Genomic DNA, 19574 nt, shown 5'->3' with positions numbered 1-19574 from the left:
AATAATACATTCCACAACTTCAGAGAGTATCCCTATGAAAGCAGGCATTATTGGCGCAATGGAACAGGAAGTGACGCTGCTGCGTGACAAAATTGAAAACCGTCAGACCCTCACCCTGGCGGGCTGTGAAATTTACACCGGTACACTGAATGGCGTTCAAGTTGCTCTGCTGAAGTCGGGCATCGGTAAAGTGTCTGCGGCGCTGGGCACCACCCTGCTGCTGCAACTGTGCAAACCCGATGTGGTCATCAATACCGGTTCAGCTGGCGGCCTGGCCCCTACGCTGAAAGTGGGTGATATTGTGGTGTCTGATGAAGTGCGTTATCACGACGCCGATGTGACGGCCTTTGGCTATGAACCTGGCCAGATGGCGGGCTGCCCGGCGGCGTTCAAGGCGGATGATAAGCTGATTGCCGCTGCCGAACAGTGCATTGGCGAACTGAACCTCAACGCAGTCCGTGGTCTGGTGGTGAGCGGCGATGCCTTTATCAATGGCGCAGCGCCGCTGTCACGTATTCGCAGCACCTTCCCGCAGGCCATTGCGGTTGAGATGGAAGCGACCGCGATTGGCCACGTTTGCCATCAATTCGGCACACCGTTTGTCGTGGTCCGTGCTATCTCCGATGTAGCCGATCAAGAATCACACCTCAGCTTTGATGAATTCCTGGTGGTGGCAGCACAGCAATCATCACTGATGGTGGAAACCCTGCTGACCCATCTGTCTCGTGGCTAAACGCCTTGTTTGCCTGCTGCTGTGGCTGGCCTGCGCCGCCACAGCTCAGGCCGCCCCCCGCGTGGTCACGCTGGCACCCAATATTACCGAACTGGCCTTTGCTGCCGGAATTACTCCGGTGGGCGTCAGCGCTTATTCCGATTACCCTGCCGCCGCACAGCACATCGAACAGGTCGCTAACTGGCAGGGGATCAACAGCGAAAAGCTACTCAGGCTGAAGCCGGATGTCGTGGTTGCCTGGAAAGGCGGCACGCCGCAACGCCAGGTCGATCAGCTTCAGGCGTTGGGCATCAGGGTGGTCTGGCTGGCACCGGATTCTATCGATCAGTTGATTGCCAGCCTGCGTCAGCTTGCCGCCTGGAGCCCGCAACCGCAACAGGCAGAGCAGTCGGCTGCCACGCTGCAACAGCAGTTTGCTAACCTGCGCCAACGCTATCAGCACTCACCCAGGCAGCGCGTCTTTCTTCAGTTTGGCCTCAAACCGCTGTTTACCGCATCGGGCAATACCTTACAGGATGAAGTTCTGCGCTTATGTGGCGGAGAGAACATCTTTGCCGATGCCCGCGTGCCCTGGCCACAGGTGAGCCGCGAGCAGGTATTGTTACGCCATCCCGCCGCTGTCGTCATCCCCGGCGATCATACTCATGCACAGCAGATTGTGCAGTTCTGGCAACCCCAGCTCACACTCCCGGTCATCGCCATCAATGATGACTGGATAAGCCGAGCCGGACCGCGTATGATTCTGGCCGCACAAAAATTGTGCAGTGAATTACACACCATCGGCACGTCAAAACCGCAATAATCGCCGCCAAAGGTGAGTAAAGTTCTGACAAAAATTGCCGTTAACCAAAGATAACGGGCGACTTTACGCTCGTTTTTTATTCAGGGCTTTTTGCTCTGATTTTGACCAGGAAATTGCAACATGAAAACCGTTTATCTGGCCCTCGGGCTGATGATGACGGGTCACGCCTTTGCCGCTTCGATTACCGGCAGCATTGGCGTGAAATTAACCATCTACTCACAGTGCAGCGTAGAGAGTCGCAGCTTGTCTGCTGTCAATTTACCCGGTGTTGTGTGTGGAGCTCAGCCTGATGCGCAGCCAAAAGTGACGCAAAGCGTTATATCACGTAATGCGGATACGCGGCAGGAAGCAAGGTTAGTGACCGTCGAATGGTAAGTTCTTACTAAACAGTATCTGTTTACCCAGAATAATTGGCGGTGCAGCAAGGCGGAAAGTGCTTGAATCCCCGGGAGCTTACATCAGTAAGTGACCGGGGTGAGGGTTCGCAGCCAACACAGCAGCGGCGTCAAGTATGAAGGGTAAATCAGATACTGAAGGACGATCCGCAGCCACAGGTGGTCTTGGCATTCGGGTTGGTCACAATAAAGCGCGACCCTTCCAGCCCTTCGGTATAATCCACTGCGCCACCCACCAGATATTGCAGACTCATCGGGTCAACAACCAGCGCCACGCCCGCTTTCTCAATGGTCATATCACCATCGTTAATCTTATCGTCAAAGGTAAAACCGTACTGGAAGCCGCTGCAACCGCCGCCGGTGATGTAGACGCGCAGTTTCAGATCCGGATTGTTTTCATCGGAAATCAGGTTTTTGACTTTACTGGCCGCTGCTTCAGTAAATTGCAGGGGCAGTGCTACATCGTCGCTCATAGGTAACTCCAGTATACATACGTACAGGCCGGGTGCCTGACAGGTCACAAATCGACCATAATTGTTGTTATTATCTTACACACTGGTATAGCAATCAAGCTCAGGCTGTACCACCCTGTGCGGTAGCATTAGCCGTTTCCTGCTGCTGTTGTTTCGCCAGAGTGCGGGTAAGCAGTGACGAATACAAGGGTTGCCCGCCAAGAAACTGGGCTAATAGCGTCGCGCCAAGGCAGGTAATAATCATCGGTAAAATCAGCTGATAGTTATCCGTCATCTCCAGTACCAGTATAATACCGGTCAGTGGCGCACGTACCGAGGCGGCAAACAGCGCGCCCATCCCGGCAATGGCAAAGGTGCCGGCCTGCAAGTGATACTCCGGGAGCCAGCTTGAGGCGCACAGGCCAAATGCCGTTCCCAGCAGCGTGCCGAGTGCCAGCATCGGGGCAAAAATCCCGCCGGGTGCGCCGGAACAGAAGCACAGTAAAGTGGTAATCAGTCGAACAATAAACAGAAACAGCAACATGCCGATAGAAAAGTTTCCCGCCGCCGCCAGTGGGATCAGGCTGGCTCCCCCTCCGGCCGCCGCGGGCAGAAACACCCCCAATACGCCGCACGCCCCTCCCAGCACAGCCCCCACCAACAGTATTTTACCTAAACGTCCGCCGTGGAAACGCTGGAACAGATCCTGGATGCGGAAAATCAGCTGATTGAACAGCACCCCCACCACGCCAAACACCATACCGAGCAGCAGATAGAGCCACAGAGTATTGACAGGGGCATCGGTCAGGCGGCCTATCTCGATCACCGCATGTTCACCGTTAAAAATCCGAAACACCACGCTCGACATAATCACGCCAACGAACACGGCTTTAATGGAAATCAGACTGTAGCGAAATTGCAGACGCATCTCTTCAATAATAAACAGGATCCCGGCAAGAGGGGCATTAAAGGCAGCCGACAGACCCGCCGCCGCGCCCGTTGCCAGCAGCGTGTGCCGCGCCTCAGTGCTTCTCATCCTGAAAATATCCAGCATCATGCGGCCAATATTGCCACCCAACTGAACCGTTGGTCCTTCACGTCCCAGCACCATCCCCGCTCCCAGCGTGCCCATCCCGCCGATAAACTTCACTGGGATCACCCGCCACCAGCGCACCGGACGCAGTTCCTCCAGGGCACCTTCAATCTCCGGAATCCCCGACCCCGCCGCCTCTGGTGCAAAGCGGCGCACCAGGTAATAGCCGATAGTGGCCAATAGCGCGGAGACCAGAAATGCGCACAGCACCATCACCCCAGGATGGCTTCCCAACGTGGCAAGCCAACGGGTGCGCTGGTGAATAATCTCGTTGACGGCCAGCTCGAAACCCACGCCCACCAGGCCAGTCAGTGTGCCAACAATTCCCGCCATCACCAGCACCGCCAGCGGCGTTTTATCGCGGCGTAACAACATCCGCAGGAAATCACCGCGCCGGGCAGGCACAACATTCAGTTCGTTGGTAGAAAGTGATTGTTGATTCATGAGCCATTCATAACATTGTCAATCCATGTCAGCATTTTACGTATTCTCACGCTGAATGCCCGCATTTAAGGCTCTCTAATCGTGTCGCAGATGCGAGTAGCCTTTCGCTACCCCATGATGTTCACTTAGAATAGAGGGGTTTTTAAATGAATGATCAGGAGCGGTTCCATGAGTAAGTCTGAAAACCTGTACGCCCAGGCGCAGCAGTTAATTCCCGGTGGCGTAAATTCACCGGTGCGGGCCTTTAACGGCGTGGGCGGCGTGCCGCTGTTTATCGAACGTGCTGACGGTGCCCTGCTGTACGATGTCGATGGTAAAGCCTATATAGACTATGTCGGTTCATGGGGCCCAATGGTGCTGGGTCACAACCATCCCGCCATCCGTCATGCCGTTATCGACGCTGCCGAACGCGGCCTGAGCTTCGGCGCGCCGACGGAGATGGAAGTCAAAATGGCCGAACTGGTCACCCAACTGGTACCGACCATGGATACCGTTCGCATGGTCAACTCCGGTACAGAAGCCACCATGAGTGCCATTCGTCTGGCACGCGGTTTCACCCACCGTGACAAAATTATTAAGTTTGAAGGCTGCTACCATGGCCACGCTGACTGCCTGCTGGTGAAAGCGGGCTCTGGCGCACTGACGCTGGGCCAGCCGAACTCACCGGGCGTGCCCGCTGACTTTGCCAAACATACCCTGACCTGCACCTTCAACGATCTCACCAGCGTACGTGCGGCCTTTGAGCAGTACCCGGAAGAGATCGCCTGCATCATCGTTGAACCGGTCGCGGGCAACATGAACTGCATTCCACCGCAGCCGGACTTCCTTCCGGGCCTGCGTGAACTGTGCGACGAATTTGGCGCGCTGCTGATTATCGACGAAGTGATGACCGGTTTCCGCGTTGCGCTGGCAGGTGCACAGGCCCATTACGGTGTGAAACCGGATCTGACCTGCCTGGGTAAAATCATCGGTGGCGGTATGCCAGTGGGCGCCTTTGGTGGTCGTCGCGAAGTGATGGATGCGCTGGCACCGACCGGCCCGGTATACCAGGCGGGTACGCTGTCCGGTAACCCGATCGCGATGGCAGCGGGCTTTGCCTGTCTGACGGAAGTCTCCCGCCCGGGCACGCATGAGACGCTGACCCGTCTGACCACCCAACTGGCCGATGGCCTGCTCGCTGCGGCAAAAGCCGAAAATATCCCGCTGGTGATCAACCATGTCGGCGGGATGTTTGGGATTTTCTTCACGGATGCAGACAGCGTGACCTGCTATGCGGATGTGACGAAGTGCGATGTTGAGCGTTTTAAGCGTTTCTTCCATCTGATGCTGGAAGAAGGTGTGTATCTGGCACCGTCCGCCTTTGAAGCAGGCTTTATGTCGCTGGCGCACAGCCCGGATGATATTCAGCACACCATCGATGCGGCACGCCGTAGTTTCGCGAAGCTGTAACATCCAGACGGGCGGGGCATGCCCCGCCCCGACCCGAAGGGGTCAGGCATGCCTGACCCTTTTTTTTATACCTTACGCAGCAGATAGATAAAGTACGGTGCACCGATAAAGGTCGCCAGCAGCCCTGCCGGGATCTGATCCGGGAACGAGAGCATTCTGCCGCACCAGTCTGCCGCCACCATCAATCCACCGCCCAACAGTGCCGCCATCACCTGCTGCGGCAATGCCCGGCGGAAACCGAGCATCCGCGCAATATGCGGTGCCATCAGCCCCACAAAGCTTAATGGCCCAATGGTCAGCGTTGCGGCAGCAGTCAGCACCGCAGCCAGCAGCAGCAGCGTCAGACGCGTTGGCGTCAGCGCCATACCGACTGCGCGCGCCGTGGCACCGCCCAGTGGAAGGATGGTCAGCCAGCGACGGCATAGCGGCACCAGCGCCAGCAGCACGACCATAATGATCAGCGTGCGCTTCGCCTGCAAAACATCAATGTTATAGGTTGAGCCGGAGATCCACGTCAGCAGATTCACCATACGCGGGTCACCGCTGGCCAGCAGCAGCATCATCAGCGTGGTGAAGGCCGTGCTGAGCGCCATCCCGGCCAGCAGCATCCGCTCCGGTGAAAACCCCCCGCGCCCGGCAGCGATCGAGATCACCAGCAGCGTCAGGGCCGCGCCAATACTCCCGGCAGGCAGCAGCCAGCCAAACGCATCACCCGGTACAATAAACAGCATCACCACGACGCCAAATGCCGCCCCGGAGCTAATCCCCAGCACTTCAGGGCTGGCCATCGGGTTGCCTGTCAAACGCTGCACGACGCACCCTGCCACACCCAGCATCATCCCGGTCGCCATCGCGGCCACCAGGCGCGGCCAGCGCCACGGCAGAAGTTGCTGCCACAGTTCACCGCTGGCCCATACCCAGCCGTGAGCATCGCGTCCAAAGCTCAACGCCACAGCCATCAGCAACAGCAGTGCACCGCCCCCGATGAGCGCCCACCACAGTACCCGGTGACGTTCTGTCGGCACATTGTCACCCTGGTTCATCGCTGGCGGCACCGAACCGGTTCGCAGACGCGGCAGCAGCCACAGCAGCAGCGGCGCACCGATAACCGCAGTGATGGTTCCCGTAGAGATCTCTCCCAGACGACTGGTCAGCCAGAGCACCGACTGATCCGCCAGCCACAGGAGTAGCGCCCCAATAATCGGCGCCACCAGCAAACGGCTGATCAGACGACGGAAGCCCAGCATCCGCGCCAGCAGAGGAGAGAACAGCCCGATAAAGCCGATAATACCGACAGCATTTACCAGGGAAGCACTGATTAAAATCGCCAGTGCCAGCAGGCCAAAGCGGGCCAGCGAGATCGCCAGGCCCAGGTTCTTTGCCACACCATCATCCAGCCCCATCAGGGTCATCGGACGTAACATCAGTAGCGTGAGCAGCAGCCCGCCGAGCAGCCGTGGCCAGAGGAACTCCACGTTGCTCCAGTCCATCTGATTCAGTGAACCGGTGCTCCACAGAAACATATTCTGCAGCTGGTCGTGATTGAAGATGGCAAAAATCTGGTTCACCGCACCACAGTAAAGTGACACCACCAGCCCGGCGAGGATCAGCGTTACGGGCGACATCCGTTTGCCCCAGGCGACGCCGAACACAATCAGCCCCACCAGCACCGCACCGATCATCGCGGCCAGCTGCTGCGTGACCATACCGCCCGGCACGCTCCACAGCGTGACAACGGTCAGCCCCAGTTGCGCACCGCTGGCGACGCCCAGGGTTGCCGGTTCGGCCAGGGGATTGCGCAGCACCTGCTGAAACAGCAGGCCCACCAGCCCCAGGCCTGCGCCCGCCAGCAATGACAGCGACAGGCGCGGCATCAGGCTGTAATGAAACACCATCTGCTCAATGCGGTTGGTGTCCGGGGACAGCAACGCCGTCAGCCACTGCGCACCAGGCAGCCGCTGTTGCAGGTTAATCAGCGTCAGAGCCAGTGCACTGGCAAACAATGCTGTTAACAGCAGGATGGCTAAACGATAGTGACGCATCATTTCACCTCCAGCGCATGGTCAAGGCTGTGGATCAGCTGCATTGCCGACAGTGTGGCACCGTAGAACCACACGCGCGGCATCTGCCTGAAACGCCCGGCACGCACAAACGGCAGCGACTGCCAGAGTGCGGTCCCGGTCACCTGATCAACAATCGCCTGATTGTCATGTTCGAAGCCGATGGCATCGACATCCCCCAGATCGGCCAGACGTTCAATGCCAATGATCACGCTCCCCCAGAAAGTGCTTTCTGCTTTCCAGGCATTTTCCAGCCCGAGATTATCCAGCACTTCCTGGAACAGTCCGTTTTCAGTGAACACAATCACATGACGCGGATCGACAATCGACAACAGCAGCAGCGGGCGCTTCGGCCTGTTTGCCAGTTTGGTTTTCAGGCGCTCAGTCTGGCTATCCAGTTCGGCCAGATTCGCCACGGCCTGCGGGACGCGATCGACCCGCTTTGCCAGCTCCATGAGTGCGTGACGCGCACTGGTCAGCGGTTTCCCCTTCCCGCCTTCGTTAAAGGCAAACCCCATTCCCGGGGCGATGCGCATAAAGCGAGTCGGATCGGGCCCATAGCCCTGTGAAAACAGGATCAGAGAAGGCTTCATCTGAGTTATCAGTTCAAGATTAGGTTCGGTTCGCAGCCCGACATCGACCACGGAGGCGGGCAACTTCGGTTCACCAACCCACTGGCCATAACCGTAAAGCTCGGCGGCGCCGATCGGCATCACGCCCAGCGCAAGCAGCAGCTCAAGGGGATACCACTCGAGTGCGATAATGCGTTGTTCTGTCGCAGCACGCAGCGGGAAGGGAAACTGGGCCAGCAGCGGGGAAAAAGCCAGTGCCGTCAGTAAACGGCGACGCAAAATATCCGGCATCACAACATCCAATTCTCAGAGCCTAAGCGCTTAGTAAACAAAGCTTACCGGCGCGCCACCTTGTGGGTGCGGTAAAATTCCCATAGGAATGCCATAAATCTGTTCCAGCACATCCCCGTTCATAATCTCAGCAGGCTCGCCCTGAGCAATCATTTCGCCACCGCGCAGCGCCACCAGGTGGTCGCAATAACGCGCAGCCATATTGATATCGTGCAGTACCGCAATCACCGTCAGGCCACGTTCACGGCTGAGACGCTGGATCAGCGCCAGCACATCGACCTGGTGGGCGATATCCAACGCGGAAGTGGGTTCATCCAACAGCAGGCAACGGCTGTTCTGCGCAACCAGCATGGCAATCCATGCACGCTGACGCTCACCGCCGGACAGACTGTCCACCAGGCGATGGGCAAAAGGCTTCAACCCGACAAGTGCAATGGCTTCATCAACACGTTCGCGATCTTCCACACCGTAACGCCCCAGCGCACCGTGCCATGGATAGCGGCCAATGGCGACCAGTTCACGTACTGTCATCCCTTCCGCCGCAGGCAGTTGCTGAGGCAAATAGGCAACTTCACGGGCAAAGGCTTTACTCTGCCAGCTGGCCACCGGCTGCTCATTCAGCAGCACCTGCCCGGCCGATGCCGCGTGATGGCGGCCGAGCATTTTCAGCAGTGTGGATTTTCCTGAACCGTTATGGCCGATCAGCCCACAGACTTTTCCGGCGGGAAAGGCCAGCGACAACGGTTGTAACAGGGTACGGCCTGGAACGCTAAAACTGACACGGTCCAGGGTGAAGGTCGTTTCTGACGTGTGCTGTTGTTGCATGGTGATCTTCTGATTGGCGGGCGCGGCGAACCGCGCCCGGATAGATATTTAGAAACGGAAGGTGGCAGTACCGACAATCTGACGCTCTGCGCCCCAGTAGCAGGCATGTTCACGATAACAGCTGGCAACATACTCACGGTCAAACAAGTTGTTGACGTTAATACCGACCGATGATCCCGGAAGACCAAAGCGTGCCAGATCGTATTTCACGACGGCATCAACCAGCGTATAACCGGCAACATCAAAATTCTGATCCTGGTTATCGCCATTACTCGCCTGATGACGATACAGACCTTTACTCTCACCCACGTAGCGCAAGCCCGTGCCCAGCGTCAGGCCAGATAAGGCACTTTCATTGAATGTGTAGTCGCCCCACAGTGATGCCATATGTTTAGGCACCTGCACTGGTGTTTTTCCACGCAGGTAATTGTCTTCTGTATATTCAGCATCGGTATAGCTGTATGACGCAGTCACGTTGATGTTGGCATTGACTGCGGCTTTGGCTTCAAACTCGAACCCACGGGAACGAATCTCCCCGCCCTGTACACTAAACAGTGGCGCTGTCGGGTCACCCATCAGGTTGTTATTTTTGGTCAACTGGTAAATCGCCCCAGTCAGCACAATAGGACGATCTTTCGGTACGTATTTCACGCCCGCTTCATACTGCTTGGCACGGGAAGGTGTGAACGTCTCACCACCAATTGTTGTTCCGGTGTTGGGAATAAACGACTCGCTGTAGCTGAAATAAGGTGCAATACCATTATCGAAGACATAGTTCACCCCGCCGCGCCAGGTAAAGGCCTGGTCGTGGGTTTTGTTTTCACTGGCATTACGGTCAAACGCCGACATGGTCAGGTAGTCATAGCGTCCACCCAGCGTCAGCACCCAACGATCCCACTCCATTTGGTCCTGCGCATACAGACCGGTTTGTTCCTGCTTATTCAGATATTGATAAGGATTATAAAGCGCGGTTGGCTGATCGTTCCCGTACACGGGATTCAACGCATCCAGCGGAGCGGCGGCGCCAAAAATCGCATCAATATCATTGCGTGAACGCTGATAATCCACGCCCATCAGCAGAGTGTGATCCACCTGACCAGTAGCAAACTTCGCCTGGGCCTGGGTATCAACCGCAAACTGATTCAGCTTTTCCTGTGAATGCGCGTAACCGCGATCGATAGTGTTGTTAGCGGTATTCAGGCCGTTGCCATAAATGCTCAAGTAATTGGTACGCATCTGCGCATAACGCAGGTTCTGACGTACGGTCCAGGTATCATTGAACGCATGATCGAAGCTGTAACCGATCATTTTGGTGTTGCGGGAGATTTTATTGCTGTCTTCACCCTCATCAAAATCGGTTGGTAGCTTGTGCTGATTGCCGTTGGCATCCGTAATGGGCACGACCGTGCCTTCACGCGGTAACCAGCCGTAATAACCGGTTTCCGGTTCATTCTGGAAGTAGCTCAGGAAGGTGAAATGGGTATTCTCATCCGGTTGCCAGCTGAAAGATGGCGCGATGGTATAACGCTTCTCTTTATTCATCTGCTGCTGCGCATCTGCGCTGCGTGCCAGACCCGTTAAGCGGTAAGAGAACTCGCCGTTGTCATCCAGAGCGCCTCCGAAATCAAAGCCGGTAGAAAACAGGTTATCGGTCCCCATCTGGAACTGGACTTCACGCAGAGTTTCGGTGGTTGGGCGCTTGCTCACCATCGATACAATGCCACCCGGGTTACTTTTTCCATACAGCACAGACGTTGGCCCGCGCATCAGTTCAACGCGTTCCAGGAAATAAGGGTCAACAGCAAATTCGGAGTAGTTATCACCCTGTAATTTCAGGCCATTGAGATACTGATTGGTATTCGTTTCACTAAAACCACGAATGGATAATGCATCAATCACGTTTGACGCACCGCGGTTACCTACCATCACTCCGGTGGTATAACCCAGCGCTTCTTTTACTGACAAAGGCTGATGTGTTTGCATTTCCTGGCTGGTGATAACAGACACAGACTGCGGATTCTTCTCAATCGGTGTATCGGTTTTGGTGCCGGTGGCGCTGTGTTTTGCCGCAATGGTCGGGGCCGGGCCCCAGGCACTTTCCTGCGGCGCACTGCCAGCATCCGCCGTGACATTAATCGTCTGCTCAGCGGCAGCAAAGGCTGCACCACTGGTGAGTGAGAGAGCGACCAGCGCCGCCAGTTGTCGTTTTGCTGTTTTCAGGTGTGTAAAATCAGTGGATAAATCGCGCACATTGGCCATTTAGCTTTTCTCTGAACAAGGATTGTTGAATGTGAAACGAAACGATAATTATTATTATAACGCTCGGATAATATGCGAAACAAAGTCAGTTCTGCAAGGAAAAACGCCCCACATGATCTGCCACACAAGCGGCATGGGCATTGACCTGGCGCGGAAAAAAGCCAAAAAAAAAGCCGGTTTCCCGGCTTTTTCATTCAGATAACAATGAAGGCTACTGACCAAACATATCTTTGATCCAACCAGCCACACCATCGCCTTCCTTTTGCTGATTCTGCGGTTGCTGCCCTTGTTGCTGATTCTGTTGCTGATTCTGCTGTTGATTCTGCTGCTGCAACATCTGTTGCTGCTGCTGAACCTGCTGCTGTTGCTGCTGGCACAGGGCGTTAGCATCCGTGGTCCAGACCGGCAGGCTACGCCAGCTGCTGCTGGCACTACCGCAGACAAAGTTACCGGCAGAATCGACGTTCATCAGTGCAATATCTTCTGGTGGCGTGAGAGTTAACGGCATCGGCGCCTGCATTTCCAGATAACGACGATACAGCTGCATCGCCCCGCTGGAACCATACAGTTTGGTCGGCTGGTTGTTATCACGACCCACCCAGGTGATGGCGACTTCTTTGCCATCGATCCCGGCAAACCAGGTATCTACCTGATTGTTGGTGGTGCCGGTTTTGCCTGCCAGCGTCGCTTTCGGATACTTAGCCCCAAGCGCACGCGCCGTACCGTGATCCACCACCTGCTGCATGCTGTAGAGCGTCAGGTAAGCCCCCTGCGCCGGAACGGCACGTTCGGCCTGCGGGAAGCTCTGATACAGCACGCTACCATCTTCAGCAATCACGGAACGTACGGCCGACAGCGGCGCACGGCTGCCGCCGCTGGCGATAGTCTGGAAAGCCTGTGCCACTTCAATCGGTGTCAGGTTCAGTGCACCCAGTAACATCGCCGGCACCGGATTCAGCTGATCTTTCGGTACACCCAGCTTGGTCCAGGTATCCACCACCTGCGGCAGACCGAGCGTCATCCCCAGGTTCACCGTCGGCACGTTCATGGAGTTGGTCAGTGCATCCACCAGCATCACCTGGCCGCTGTAACGACGGTCGTCGTTCTGCGGTTTCCACACCTGGCCGTTAGGCTGTTTCAGCGCAATCGGATTATCCGCGAGCCAGGTATTCAGACGGTAGGTATCCGGCTGGCTCAGCGCGGTCAGATAGGTCGCCGGTTTTGCCAGTGAACCAATCGAACGACGCGCCTGCAAGGCACGGTTGTAGCCCGCGAACTGTGGATCGGCACCACCGACCATGGCGCGCACTTCACCGCTGAAGCGGTCCACCACCACCATCGCCGCTTCCAGATCGTTGACCCCACGCTGTTTACGCAGCGCCGGGATCCCCTCTTCGACTGACTTCTCAGCAGCATCCTGCGACACCGAATCCAGCGTGGTGAAAATTTTCACCCCGGAGAGATCCTTCACCTTATCGCCGAGTTTGCTCTGCAACTCGTTACGCACCATCTGCATAAACGCTGGCTGTGGGGTGATCACGCCGCCTTTCGGCTGCACGCCAAGCGGACGCGCACTCAGCATGTCGTAAAGCTCCTGGTCGATCACCTTCTGCTGCTGCAACAGGCGCAACACCAGGTTACGACGCTCCAGTGACAACTGCGGGTTGCGCCACGGGTTATACAGCGATGCGCCTTTCACCATGCCCACCAGCAGTGCCTGCTGGTCAAGGCTCAGCTCATCCACGGGACGGCCAAAGTAATAGAGGCTGGCCAGCGGGAAGCCACGGATCTGATCGTTGCCTGCCTGGCCGAGATACACCTCATTGAGGTACAGCTCCAGAATGCGGTCTTTGCTGTAGCGCGCATCCATGATCAGCGCCATATAGGCTTCGTTGGCTTTACGCCACAGCGAGCGTTCGTTGGTGAGGAACAAGTTCTTCACCAGCTGCTGGGTCAGCGTACTTCCGCCCTGCACTGCACGTCCGGCAGTGATGTTGGCGACAAAAGCACGGCCAATCGAATAGAGGCTGATGCCATCATGCTGATAGAAATGACGGTCTTCGGTCGCCACCAGCGTATCCACCAACAGGTCCGGGAACCCGGCGCGTGGTACAAACAGGCGCTGTTCGCCGTTAGGCGACTGCAACATGGTGATCAGACGCGGGTCGAGGCGGAAGAAGCCGAAGCTGCGTCCATTGTCGAGGTTCTTAATATCGCTCAGCCGATCGCCGCTGAAGCTCAGACGTGCGCGGATCTGCCCCTCTTTGCTGTCGGGGAAATCAAACGGACGACGGATCATCTCAATGCTGTTGGCCTGCACGGTAAATTCACCCGGGCGCGTCATGCGCGTCACTTCGCGATACTGTGTGCCTTCCAGCAGCGTGATCATCTCTTTTTTGTTGTACGACATACCTGGCTCAAGGTTGACCATGCGGCCATAGACCGTGGCCGGTAGCTGCCAGACTTTGCCATCAATACGGCTGCGGATCTGTGAATCGAGGTAGAAACCATAAATGGCCATGACCACCGCGAAGATCAGGAAAAGCTTAAACAATAAGCCTATCCAGCCTCTTTTTTTACGCGTCCCGCGCCCTTTTCCTTTACGTGGCATCGAAGTTACCTCTTCCTCATCCAGATCTTCATCATCCTGATCGTCATAGTCATCATATTCTTCTTCCCTGCGGCGACCACGCCCCGCTTTGTTGCGCGCAGGCTGGGGCTGTTTTCCTTTACGCCCGATAGGTTCGCGATCGTCAGACATCTTGTTTATTTCTCCAGAAGCAGGCGTCGGCCGGGCCGACTACTTTCGTCGTATGACGACAGTTGCGGAACCAGAACCTTCTGAAAGCCTCTGGCAGTCACACAAGCGCGACAGAATACCATTTATTACTGGCGAGCATCTATTGTGCCTTTGCAACAAAAAACCTTAATTCTCCTGATGCAGGGACTGCATCACACGCGCATGTTCATTCGCATCAAGGCAGATAAACTCCGGGAGCAGGCTGGTAGCCGCCTGTTTCAAGGCATCGATCAAGGCCAGAACGCTGGAACGCGGTGGGCGGGATTGCGGAGTGGTGACCCCAAAGTAATAAGGAATGTCCACATCCAGCTCTCTGATCACCACACCTGCCACGGGCAAACCGTAAGCGGTGACGGGTTCCATAATCGCCACGCCTAATCCCGAACGAATGCAGGAGAGAATATTCACCGATGAGTTCGTTTCAATCACACCCGCCGGTTTGACCTTTGCCTTACGTAATACCTGCTCATAGCGCCTGCGCAGGCGATACGGGTTGTAAGGTGTGATCAGCTTGCGTGACGTTAAGTCGGTTAACAGCACCTGCTCTTTCTGGGCCAACGGGTCATCTTCTCTCAGCGCCATGACGCAGCGTGATTGACCAATCCAGTGAACCTGCGCCCCCTGATGCTCCAGCGGCAGGCTGCTGATCCCCAACTCCGCCTGGCCGGTAATAATGGCGTGCGCCGTTTGTTCTGCGGAATCACTCAGGATTTGCACCGAGTCATCCAGATTCACCTGCGCCAGTGCCACGGGCAGCAGGCCGGAGGACATTGATGGCGTAGCGGCAATCAGCAGCGGGGTTTTTTCTTCTTTCCAGATCTCATTGGCGCGCAGGCGTATCTGTTGCAACGACGTCAACGCCGTCTCAACGTACTCATGCAGACGCAGTGCCTGCTCGGTCGGGTAGATACGTGGCCCGTTACGCAAAAAAAGCGGATAACCAAGGGTGTTCTCCAGATCCTGGATCAGCCGGGTCACGGCAGGCTGCGAACGTTGCAGAACTTTAGCCGCTGCCGTCACACTGCCGGACGAGATGACCGCCGAGAAAGCCTGTAACTGGCGAAGGTCAAGATCGTTAAGTGAAGCCAGGTTCTGCATACGGGAATCCTTTATTTTTCAACAGCCATAATTATCAAGTGCAATTTTTGAATAAGCTAATTATTAATTAGTATTAAGAATACGCATACACACTAATTCATAATGCGTTTTTCATATAATCCATTATATGCATTGAGATGACGAAAAGGGGCTTAATGATGTCAGCAAAGGGTGCAAACAAAACCGGTTTAGACGCGTTGCAACAACGCCTGGCTGAGGATTTGTCTTTGCTGGAACTGCCCGCCAGGCCCTGGGTTCCCACACGTGTTTACCATGGTACCGCTGTGCGTGACGTGGTGGTGATTGGTAGCGGTATGTGCGGCCTGGCTACCACGGCAAAGCTGATCCTGAGCGGGATCACCAATGTCGTTGCCTATGATGCCGCGCCTGCCGGGCTGGAAGGGCCGTGGGTAACGTTTGCCCGTATGGAAACACTGCGATCCCCCAAAACGCTGCACGGCCCGGCACTCGGCCTGCCGCAACTGACCTTTCGTGCCTGGTTCACGGCGCAGTGGGGAGCAGAAGCCTGGGAAGCGCTGGATAAAATTCCGAAAGGTCAGTGGATGGATTATCTGGTTTGGTATCGCCAGGTGCTGGCGCTACCCGTGCGTAACAATGTGCGCATGACCAGCATCACTGCAGCGGACGATCTGATCGCTATCGATCTTGAGGGCGCAGAAACGGGCCGGGTCTATACCCGGCATCTGGTGCTGGCAACGGGACGTTCAGGGCTGGGCGGCTTTGCCGTTCCTGATTTCCTGCAAGGGGTCGACCACGCCCTCTGGGCACACTCTGCCGATGATATCGATTTCGCTGCACTGAAGGGCAAGCGCCTGGCGGTGATCGGGGCGGGTGCATCATCGATGGACAATGCCGCTGCGGCACTGGAGTCCGGTGTCGGCTCCGTTGACCTGCTGATCCGCCGCAAAGAGATGCCACGCATCAACAAAATGACCGGCATCGGCAGCCAGGGCGTGGTGCACGGTATGCATCTGCTGCCTGACGCGTGGAAATGGAAGTTTGTCGACTACACCAACACCACCCAGACGCCGCCGCCACGCTCCTCCACCCTGCGCGTTTCCCGTCATGCGAATGCCCGCTTCCTGCTCGATTGCGGTATCAGGGCGGTTGAAGAAAACGCGGGCGCGCTACGCATTGACACCACTCAGGGTCCGCTGCATTACGATTTTCTCATCGCCGCCACCGGCTTTTCCAATGACTTTAACGGCCGCCCGGAATTTGCTGCCATAGCGCCGCATATCCGCACCTGGTCGGATGGCCGCTACACGCCGGAAATGGGTGCACCGCGCCCTGGCATGCTGGCGTCACCGGACCTGGGGCCAACGTTTGAATTCCGAGAGCGTGTACCGGGTGCCTGCCCGATGCTGGCGAATATTCACTGCTTTAACGATGCCGCCATGCTGACGCACGGGAAGGTGTCCGGTGATATCCCGGCGGTCAGCGCCGGGACAGAACGTCTTGTGCGCGGCATTGCCGCTGCATTATTTGCTGAAGATGTCGATGCACACTTCACCAGCCTGATGGCTTATGACATCCCAGAACTCCAGGGAGATGAATGGACTGATTCCACTCCCCAACTTCAAAAGGATAACGCATTGTGATTGATGCTATCGATAAGGCGGCAGGCCTTGCCGCCGAGGATGCACTGTACGCAACCCGGCGTTTTCGCCCAGAATTTGTTCAGGGGGCCGAACTGTGCCGTCTCTCGGTGCTGCACCCCGAAAACGATCAGGGTCTGTCTGCGGCATGGCGCCATGCGGTGGCCCTGCGCATCGCCACATTGAATGCGGATACAGCACTGATAGCCGAATACAGCGCACAGCTGGCGGCGTTGACGCCTGACGACACGCTGCTGGCTTTCGCCAGTGGAGCATCCGTCTGCGACGAACCGCTGGCGACCCTCGCTCGCCATGTTGACCGGATCACACTGACTCCGGGTGAAGCCAAAGCCGATGATATCGCCCGGCTGGCCGGGGCGGGCTTCAACAATCCGCAGATCGTCGCGCTATCTGAACTGATTGCCTTCGTGAATTTCCAGACTAAAGTGGCCAGCGGTTTGCGCCTGATGAGGTTGTTATGATCCCATCCGTTACCCTGAAGCCCCTGACCTGGCACCCGCATATCGCTCCGGTCGAGCTGTCTGAAGCCACGCCACAGCAGATTGAAGCGATGAAGGTCACGCCATCGAATAAGAAGGTCTCGGAATATGTGCGCACGCTGGCGCACGACCCCGAGAGCTACGTAGCCCGTACCGTGCTGTTCAATGCCATTATGTATGTTGACGGCGGTTTGCCCCATGCCGACCGCGAACTGGGTGCGCTTGGAGCGTCAATGGTGAATGGCTGCAAGTTCTGCGCCGTGGTTCATGCGCGCCGCCATGCCAACCTGACCAAAAGCAACGACGTAGTCAGCGCACTCTATTTCGATAAACCCGAGCAGCTCGGCCCACGCGATGCGGCGATCCACCGCTTTGCCCGTCGTCTGTCGGCCGTGCCCTCGGAAGCGACGGCGGAAGATATCGCCCTGCTGAAATCCGTTGGCATGGATGACGTCGACATCGTCGACCTGATCCACGCCATCTCCATCTTCGGCTGGGCAAATCGCCTGATGCACGTTCTCGGCCACGCCGATAGCGGAAACTGAAGCACCTTAACGCCACCTGTGCCAGGAAACTGACCAACATGCTTGAACTTGACAATATTAAGCTCGCCTACGGTAGCTCAGAAATTCTGAAAGGCGTGAACCTCTCGGTGAAACGCGGTGATGTGCTGTCGATTATTGGCCCAAGCGGCACCGGGAAAACCACGCTGCTGCGCTGTATTAACTATCTGGCAAAGCCTTCATCCGGCAGCATCACGTTCGATCAAATCCGCATGGATTATCAGTCCGTCGACAAAAACGCCGTTCAGGCGATCCGTCTGCGTACCGCCATGGTATTCCAGCAGTTTAACGTGTTTAAAAACATGACGGTCATTCAGAACGTGATGGATCCGCTGATTGTCGTACAGCGTAAGTCTGCTGATGAAGCGCGTAAAATTGCCCTTGAAGAACTGGAGCGCGTCGGTTTGTCTGACAAGCGCGACCACTATCCGTCTCAGCTTTCCGGCGGGCAGCTTCAGCGTACCGGCATCGCCCGTGCGCTGGCGGTGCGGCCGGATGTGATCCTCTTCGATGAACCGACCTCCTCACTGGACCCGGAGCTGGTCGGCGAAGTACTGAAAGTGATCAAAGAGGTGACTTCATCGGGGATCACTTCGCTGCTGGTCACCCATGAGATGCAATTTGCTAAAAATGTCTCAAACCGCATCGTGTTTATGGATCAGGGCGTTGTCGCGGCGGAAGGTAGCCCGACGGAGATTTTTGACACGCCGTAAAATCCACGACTCGCGCAGTTCCTCCAGTCCGAAACAACGCTCTACTAACTAAAAGGATAATAACAATGCCTGCAAACACTACCCCTTTCCGTCGTCTGACCCTGGCATTACTTGCCGGTGTCGCCATCGCGGCATCCGGCATGGGTTCCGCCTCTGCACAAACGCCTGTACGCGTTATTAAAGTGGCTACCGCTGCAGAATCTAAGCCGCTCTCCTGGGGCGCCATCGGCCATGAACCCCAGGGCTACGAGCCCGATCTGTTGAGAGCGATTAACGCCAAACTTCCGCAGTATCGCTTCGAGCTGGAAGGGGCCGCGGATATTGCCCAGGAAACCGGGCTGGCCACCGGCAAATACGATATGGCGACCGGCGGTTTCTACACCGCTCCGGCACGCAGCAAGCAGTTCCTGATCCCGGCCACCCCGATGGGGGCCAGCATGATGAAAATCTACAGCCGCAAGGACAGCAACATCAACACCATGAAGGATCTGGTGGGTAAGAAAATTGTTCCGGTCACTGCCGGCGGTGGCGTCTATAAATTTGTGACTCAGTGGCAGCAAGAGAACCCGAACGATGCGGTGAAAATCTCAGCGTCCAGTGCCGGTATTCCTTACCCGGACCGTCTGAAAGAAGTGCAGCGTGGTAAGTACGATGCCCTGATCCTGCCTTCAAACCTGGGTGAGCAGACGGTTATCGAAACACAGAAACTCGATATCAAAGCCAGTGAGCCGGTGTCAATCAACAATACCTACGTGCTGATCCACCGCTCAGAAGAGAACCAGCGTCTGTCAGATGATATTGATGGCGTGCTGAAAACGCTGAAAGCCGATGGCACTCTCGACAAACTGTCGCAGAAGTGGTTCGGCGAAGACGTGGTGAAGTACATCAAGTAACTCTGACGATGGC

17 protein-coding genes are annotated in these 19574 nt (G+C 56.4%); 9 read left to right on the top strand and 8 right to left on the bottom strand.

What is annotated here, in order from left to right:
- Window positions 1-34: 34 nt before the first annotated feature.
- The 3 genes from mtnN (at window position 35) to WH277_RS26025 (ending at window position 1910) form a co-directional block, all read left to right on the top strand.
- The gene (mtnN, locus tag WH277_RS26035) at window positions 35-733 is read left to right on the top strand and encodes a 5'-methylthioadenosine/S-adenosylhomocysteine nucleosidase (protein WP_339507340.1); all 699 of its coding nucleotides are present in this window, start codon (window positions 35-37) and stop codon (window positions 731-733) included.
- Complete coding sequence (gene btuF / locus WH277_RS26030; protein ID WP_339507339.1) at window positions 726-1535, top strand: vitamin B12 ABC transporter substrate-binding protein BtuF; 810 nt, start codon at window positions 726-728, stop codon at window positions 1533-1535. The genes mtnN and btuF overlap by 8 nt, the downstream gene beginning before the upstream one ends.
- A gap of 120 nt (window positions 1536-1655) precedes the next feature.
- Complete coding sequence (locus WH277_RS26025) at window positions 1656-1910, top strand: hypothetical protein (RefSeq protein ID WP_133842207.1); 255 nt, start codon at window positions 1656-1658, stop codon at window positions 1908-1910.
- Window positions 1911-2058: 148 nt separating this feature from the next.
- Here WH277_RS26025 and erpA read toward each other — a convergent pair whose 3' ends face one another.
- Together erpA and clcA are read right to left on the bottom strand one after the other, a co-directional pair.
- Window positions 2059-2403, bottom strand: a complete 345-nt coding sequence (gene erpA, locus WH277_RS26020) for an iron-sulfur cluster insertion protein ErpA (RefSeq protein ID WP_133842208.1) — start codon at window positions 2401-2403, stop codon at window positions 2059-2061.
- Window positions 2404-2503: 100 nt separating this feature from the next.
- Window positions 2504-3919 (bottom strand): H(+)/Cl(-) exchange transporter ClcA, encoded by a 1416-nt coding sequence (clcA, locus tag WH277_RS26015; protein WP_339507338.1) that lies wholly within the window; start codon window positions 3917-3919, stop codon window positions 2504-2506.
- 168 nt (window positions 3920-4087) lie between these two features.
- Here clcA and hemL point away from each other — a divergent pair, with 168 nt between their 5' ends.
- Window positions 4088-5368 (top strand): glutamate-1-semialdehyde 2,1-aminomutase, encoded by a 1281-nt coding sequence (hemL, locus tag WH277_RS26010; protein WP_133842210.1) that lies wholly within the window; start codon window positions 4088-4090, stop codon window positions 5366-5368.
- A gap of 65 nt (window positions 5369-5433) precedes the next feature.
- Here hemL and fhuB read toward each other — a convergent pair whose 3' ends face one another.
- The 6 genes from fhuB to WH277_RS25980 all read right to left on the bottom strand — a co-directional run bounded on the left by fhuB (window position 5434) and on the right by WH277_RS25980 (window position 15264).
- A complete protein-coding gene (fhuB, locus tag WH277_RS26005) occupies window positions 5434-7410 on the bottom strand; it encodes a Fe(3+)-hydroxamate ABC transporter permease FhuB (RefSeq protein ID WP_339507355.1) in 1977 nt (658 codons plus the stop codon).
- Window positions 7410-8291, bottom strand: a complete 882-nt coding sequence (gene fhuD, locus WH277_RS26000) for a Fe(3+)-hydroxamate ABC transporter substrate-binding protein FhuD (RefSeq protein ID WP_133842211.1) — start codon at window positions 8289-8291, stop codon at window positions 7410-7412. The genes fhuB and fhuD overlap by 1 nt, the downstream gene beginning before the upstream one ends.
- A 30-nt stretch (window positions 8292-8321) precedes the next feature.
- The gene (gene fhuC, locus WH277_RS25995) at window positions 8322-9116 is read right to left on the bottom strand and encodes a Fe3+-hydroxamate ABC transporter ATP-binding protein FhuC (RefSeq protein WP_133842212.1); all 795 of its coding nucleotides are present in this window, start codon (window positions 9114-9116) and stop codon (window positions 8322-8324) included.
- A 48-nt stretch (window positions 9117-9164) separates the two neighbouring features.
- Entirely contained in the window at window positions 9165-11375 is a 2211-nt protein-coding gene (gene fhuA / locus WH277_RS25990; RefSeq protein ID WP_133842213.1) for a ferrichrome porin FhuA, read from the bottom strand.
- 211 nt (window positions 11376-11586) lie between these two features.
- Window positions 11587-14136, bottom strand: a complete 2550-nt coding sequence (gene mrcB / locus WH277_RS25985) for a bifunctional glycosyl transferase/transpeptidase (RefSeq protein WP_339507337.1) — start codon at window positions 14134-14136, stop codon at window positions 11587-11589.
- 165 nt (window positions 14137-14301) lie between these two features.
- Window positions 14302-15264, bottom strand: a complete 963-nt coding sequence (locus WH277_RS25980; protein WP_197931242.1) for a LysR family transcriptional regulator — start codon at window positions 15262-15264, stop codon at window positions 14302-14304.
- Window positions 15265-15431: 167 nt separating this feature from the next.
- Between WH277_RS25980 and WH277_RS25975 the strand changes: the two genes are divergently transcribed.
- The 5 genes from WH277_RS25975 to WH277_RS25955 all read left to right on the top strand — a co-directional run bounded on the left by WH277_RS25975 (window position 15432) and on the right by WH277_RS25955 (window position 19561).
- Entirely contained in the window at window positions 15432-16895 is a 1464-nt protein-coding gene (locus WH277_RS25975) for an NAD(P)/FAD-dependent oxidoreductase (protein WP_339507354.1), read from the top strand.
- Window positions 16892-17374 (top strand): CMD domain-containing protein, encoded by a 483-nt coding sequence (locus tag WH277_RS25970; RefSeq protein WP_159336915.1) that lies wholly within the window; start codon window positions 16892-16894, stop codon window positions 17372-17374. Before WH277_RS25975 ends, WH277_RS25970 begins: the two co-directional genes overlap by 4 nt.
- Complete coding sequence (locus WH277_RS25965) at window positions 17371-17937, top strand: peroxidase-related enzyme (RefSeq protein WP_167863203.1); 567 nt, start codon at window positions 17371-17373, stop codon at window positions 17935-17937. The genes WH277_RS25970 and WH277_RS25965 overlap by 4 nt, the downstream gene beginning before the upstream one ends.
- A gap of 38 nt (window positions 17938-17975) precedes the next feature.
- Window positions 17976-18668 carry an amino acid ABC transporter ATP-binding protein gene (locus tag WH277_RS25960; protein WP_339507336.1) on the top strand — a complete coding sequence of 231 codons (693 nt, stop codon included), beginning with the start codon at window positions 17976-17978 and terminating at the stop codon, window positions 18666-18668.
- A 65-nt stretch (window positions 18669-18733) separates the two neighbouring features.
- Window positions 18734-19561 carry a transporter substrate-binding domain-containing protein gene (locus tag WH277_RS25955; RefSeq protein ID WP_133842220.1) on the top strand — a complete coding sequence of 276 codons (828 nt, stop codon included), beginning with the start codon at window positions 18734-18736 and terminating at the stop codon, window positions 19559-19561.
- Window positions 19562-19574 lie beyond the last annotated feature (13 nt).

The organism is Erwinia sp. MYb416 (genome assembly GCF_037479575.1).
GTDB lineage: Bacteria > Pseudomonadota > Gammaproteobacteria > Enterobacterales > Enterobacteriaceae > Erwinia > Erwinia rhapontici.
This window is presented reverse-complemented; position numbering and strand designations above follow the sequence as displayed.

What these genes read in the sequence shown, in the direction of transcription:
- mtnN (WP_339507340.1), top strand. Translation starts at nt 35, where the DNA reads ATGAAAGCAGGCATTATTGGCGCAATGGAACAGGAAGTGACGCTGCTG.
- WH277_RS26025 (WP_133842207.1), top strand. Translation starts at nt 1,656, where the DNA reads ATGAAAACCGTTTATCTGGCCCTCGGGCTGATGATGACGGGTCACGCC.
- erpA (WP_133842208.1), bottom strand. Translation starts at nt 2,403, where the DNA reads ATGAGCGACGATGTAGCACTGCCCCTGCAATTTACTGAAGCAGCGGCC.
- clcA (WP_339507338.1), bottom strand. Translation starts at nt 3,919, where the DNA reads ATGAATCAACAATCACTTTCTACCAACGAACTGAATGTTGTGCCTGCC.
- hemL (WP_133842210.1), top strand. Translation starts at nt 4,088, where the DNA reads ATGAGTAAGTCTGAAAACCTGTACGCCCAGGCGCAGCAGTTAATTCCC.
- fhuB (WP_339507355.1), bottom strand. Translation starts at nt 7,410, where the DNA reads ATGCGTCACTATCGTTTAGCCATCCTGCTGTTAACAGCATTGTTTGCC.
- fhuD (WP_133842211.1), bottom strand. Translation starts at nt 8,291, where the DNA reads ATGCCGGATATTTTGCGTCGCCGTTTACTGACGGCACTGGCTTTTTCC.
- fhuC (WP_133842212.1), bottom strand. Translation starts at nt 9,116, where the DNA reads ATGCAACAACAGCACACGTCAGAAACGACCTTCACCCTGGACCGTGTC.
- fhuA (WP_133842213.1), bottom strand. Translation starts at nt 11,375, where the DNA reads ATGGCCAATGTGCGCGATTTATCCACTGATTTTACACACCTGAAAACA.
- mrcB (WP_339507337.1), bottom strand. Translation starts at nt 14,136, where the DNA reads ATGTCTGACGATCGCGAACCTATCGGGCGTAAAGGAAAACAGCCCCAG.
- WH277_RS25975 (WP_339507354.1), top strand. Translation starts at nt 15,432, where the DNA reads ATGTCAGCAAAGGGTGCAAACAAAACCGGTTTAGACGCGTTGCAACAA.
- WH277_RS25965 (WP_167863203.1), top strand. Translation starts at nt 17,371, where the DNA reads ATGATCCCATCCGTTACCCTGAAGCCCCTGACCTGGCACCCGCATATC.
- WH277_RS25960 (WP_339507336.1), top strand. Translation starts at nt 17,976, where the DNA reads ATGCTTGAACTTGACAATATTAAGCTCGCCTACGGTAGCTCAGAAATT.
- WH277_RS25955 (WP_133842220.1), top strand. Translation starts at nt 18,734, where the DNA reads ATGCCTGCAAACACTACCCCTTTCCGTCGTCTGACCCTGGCATTACTT.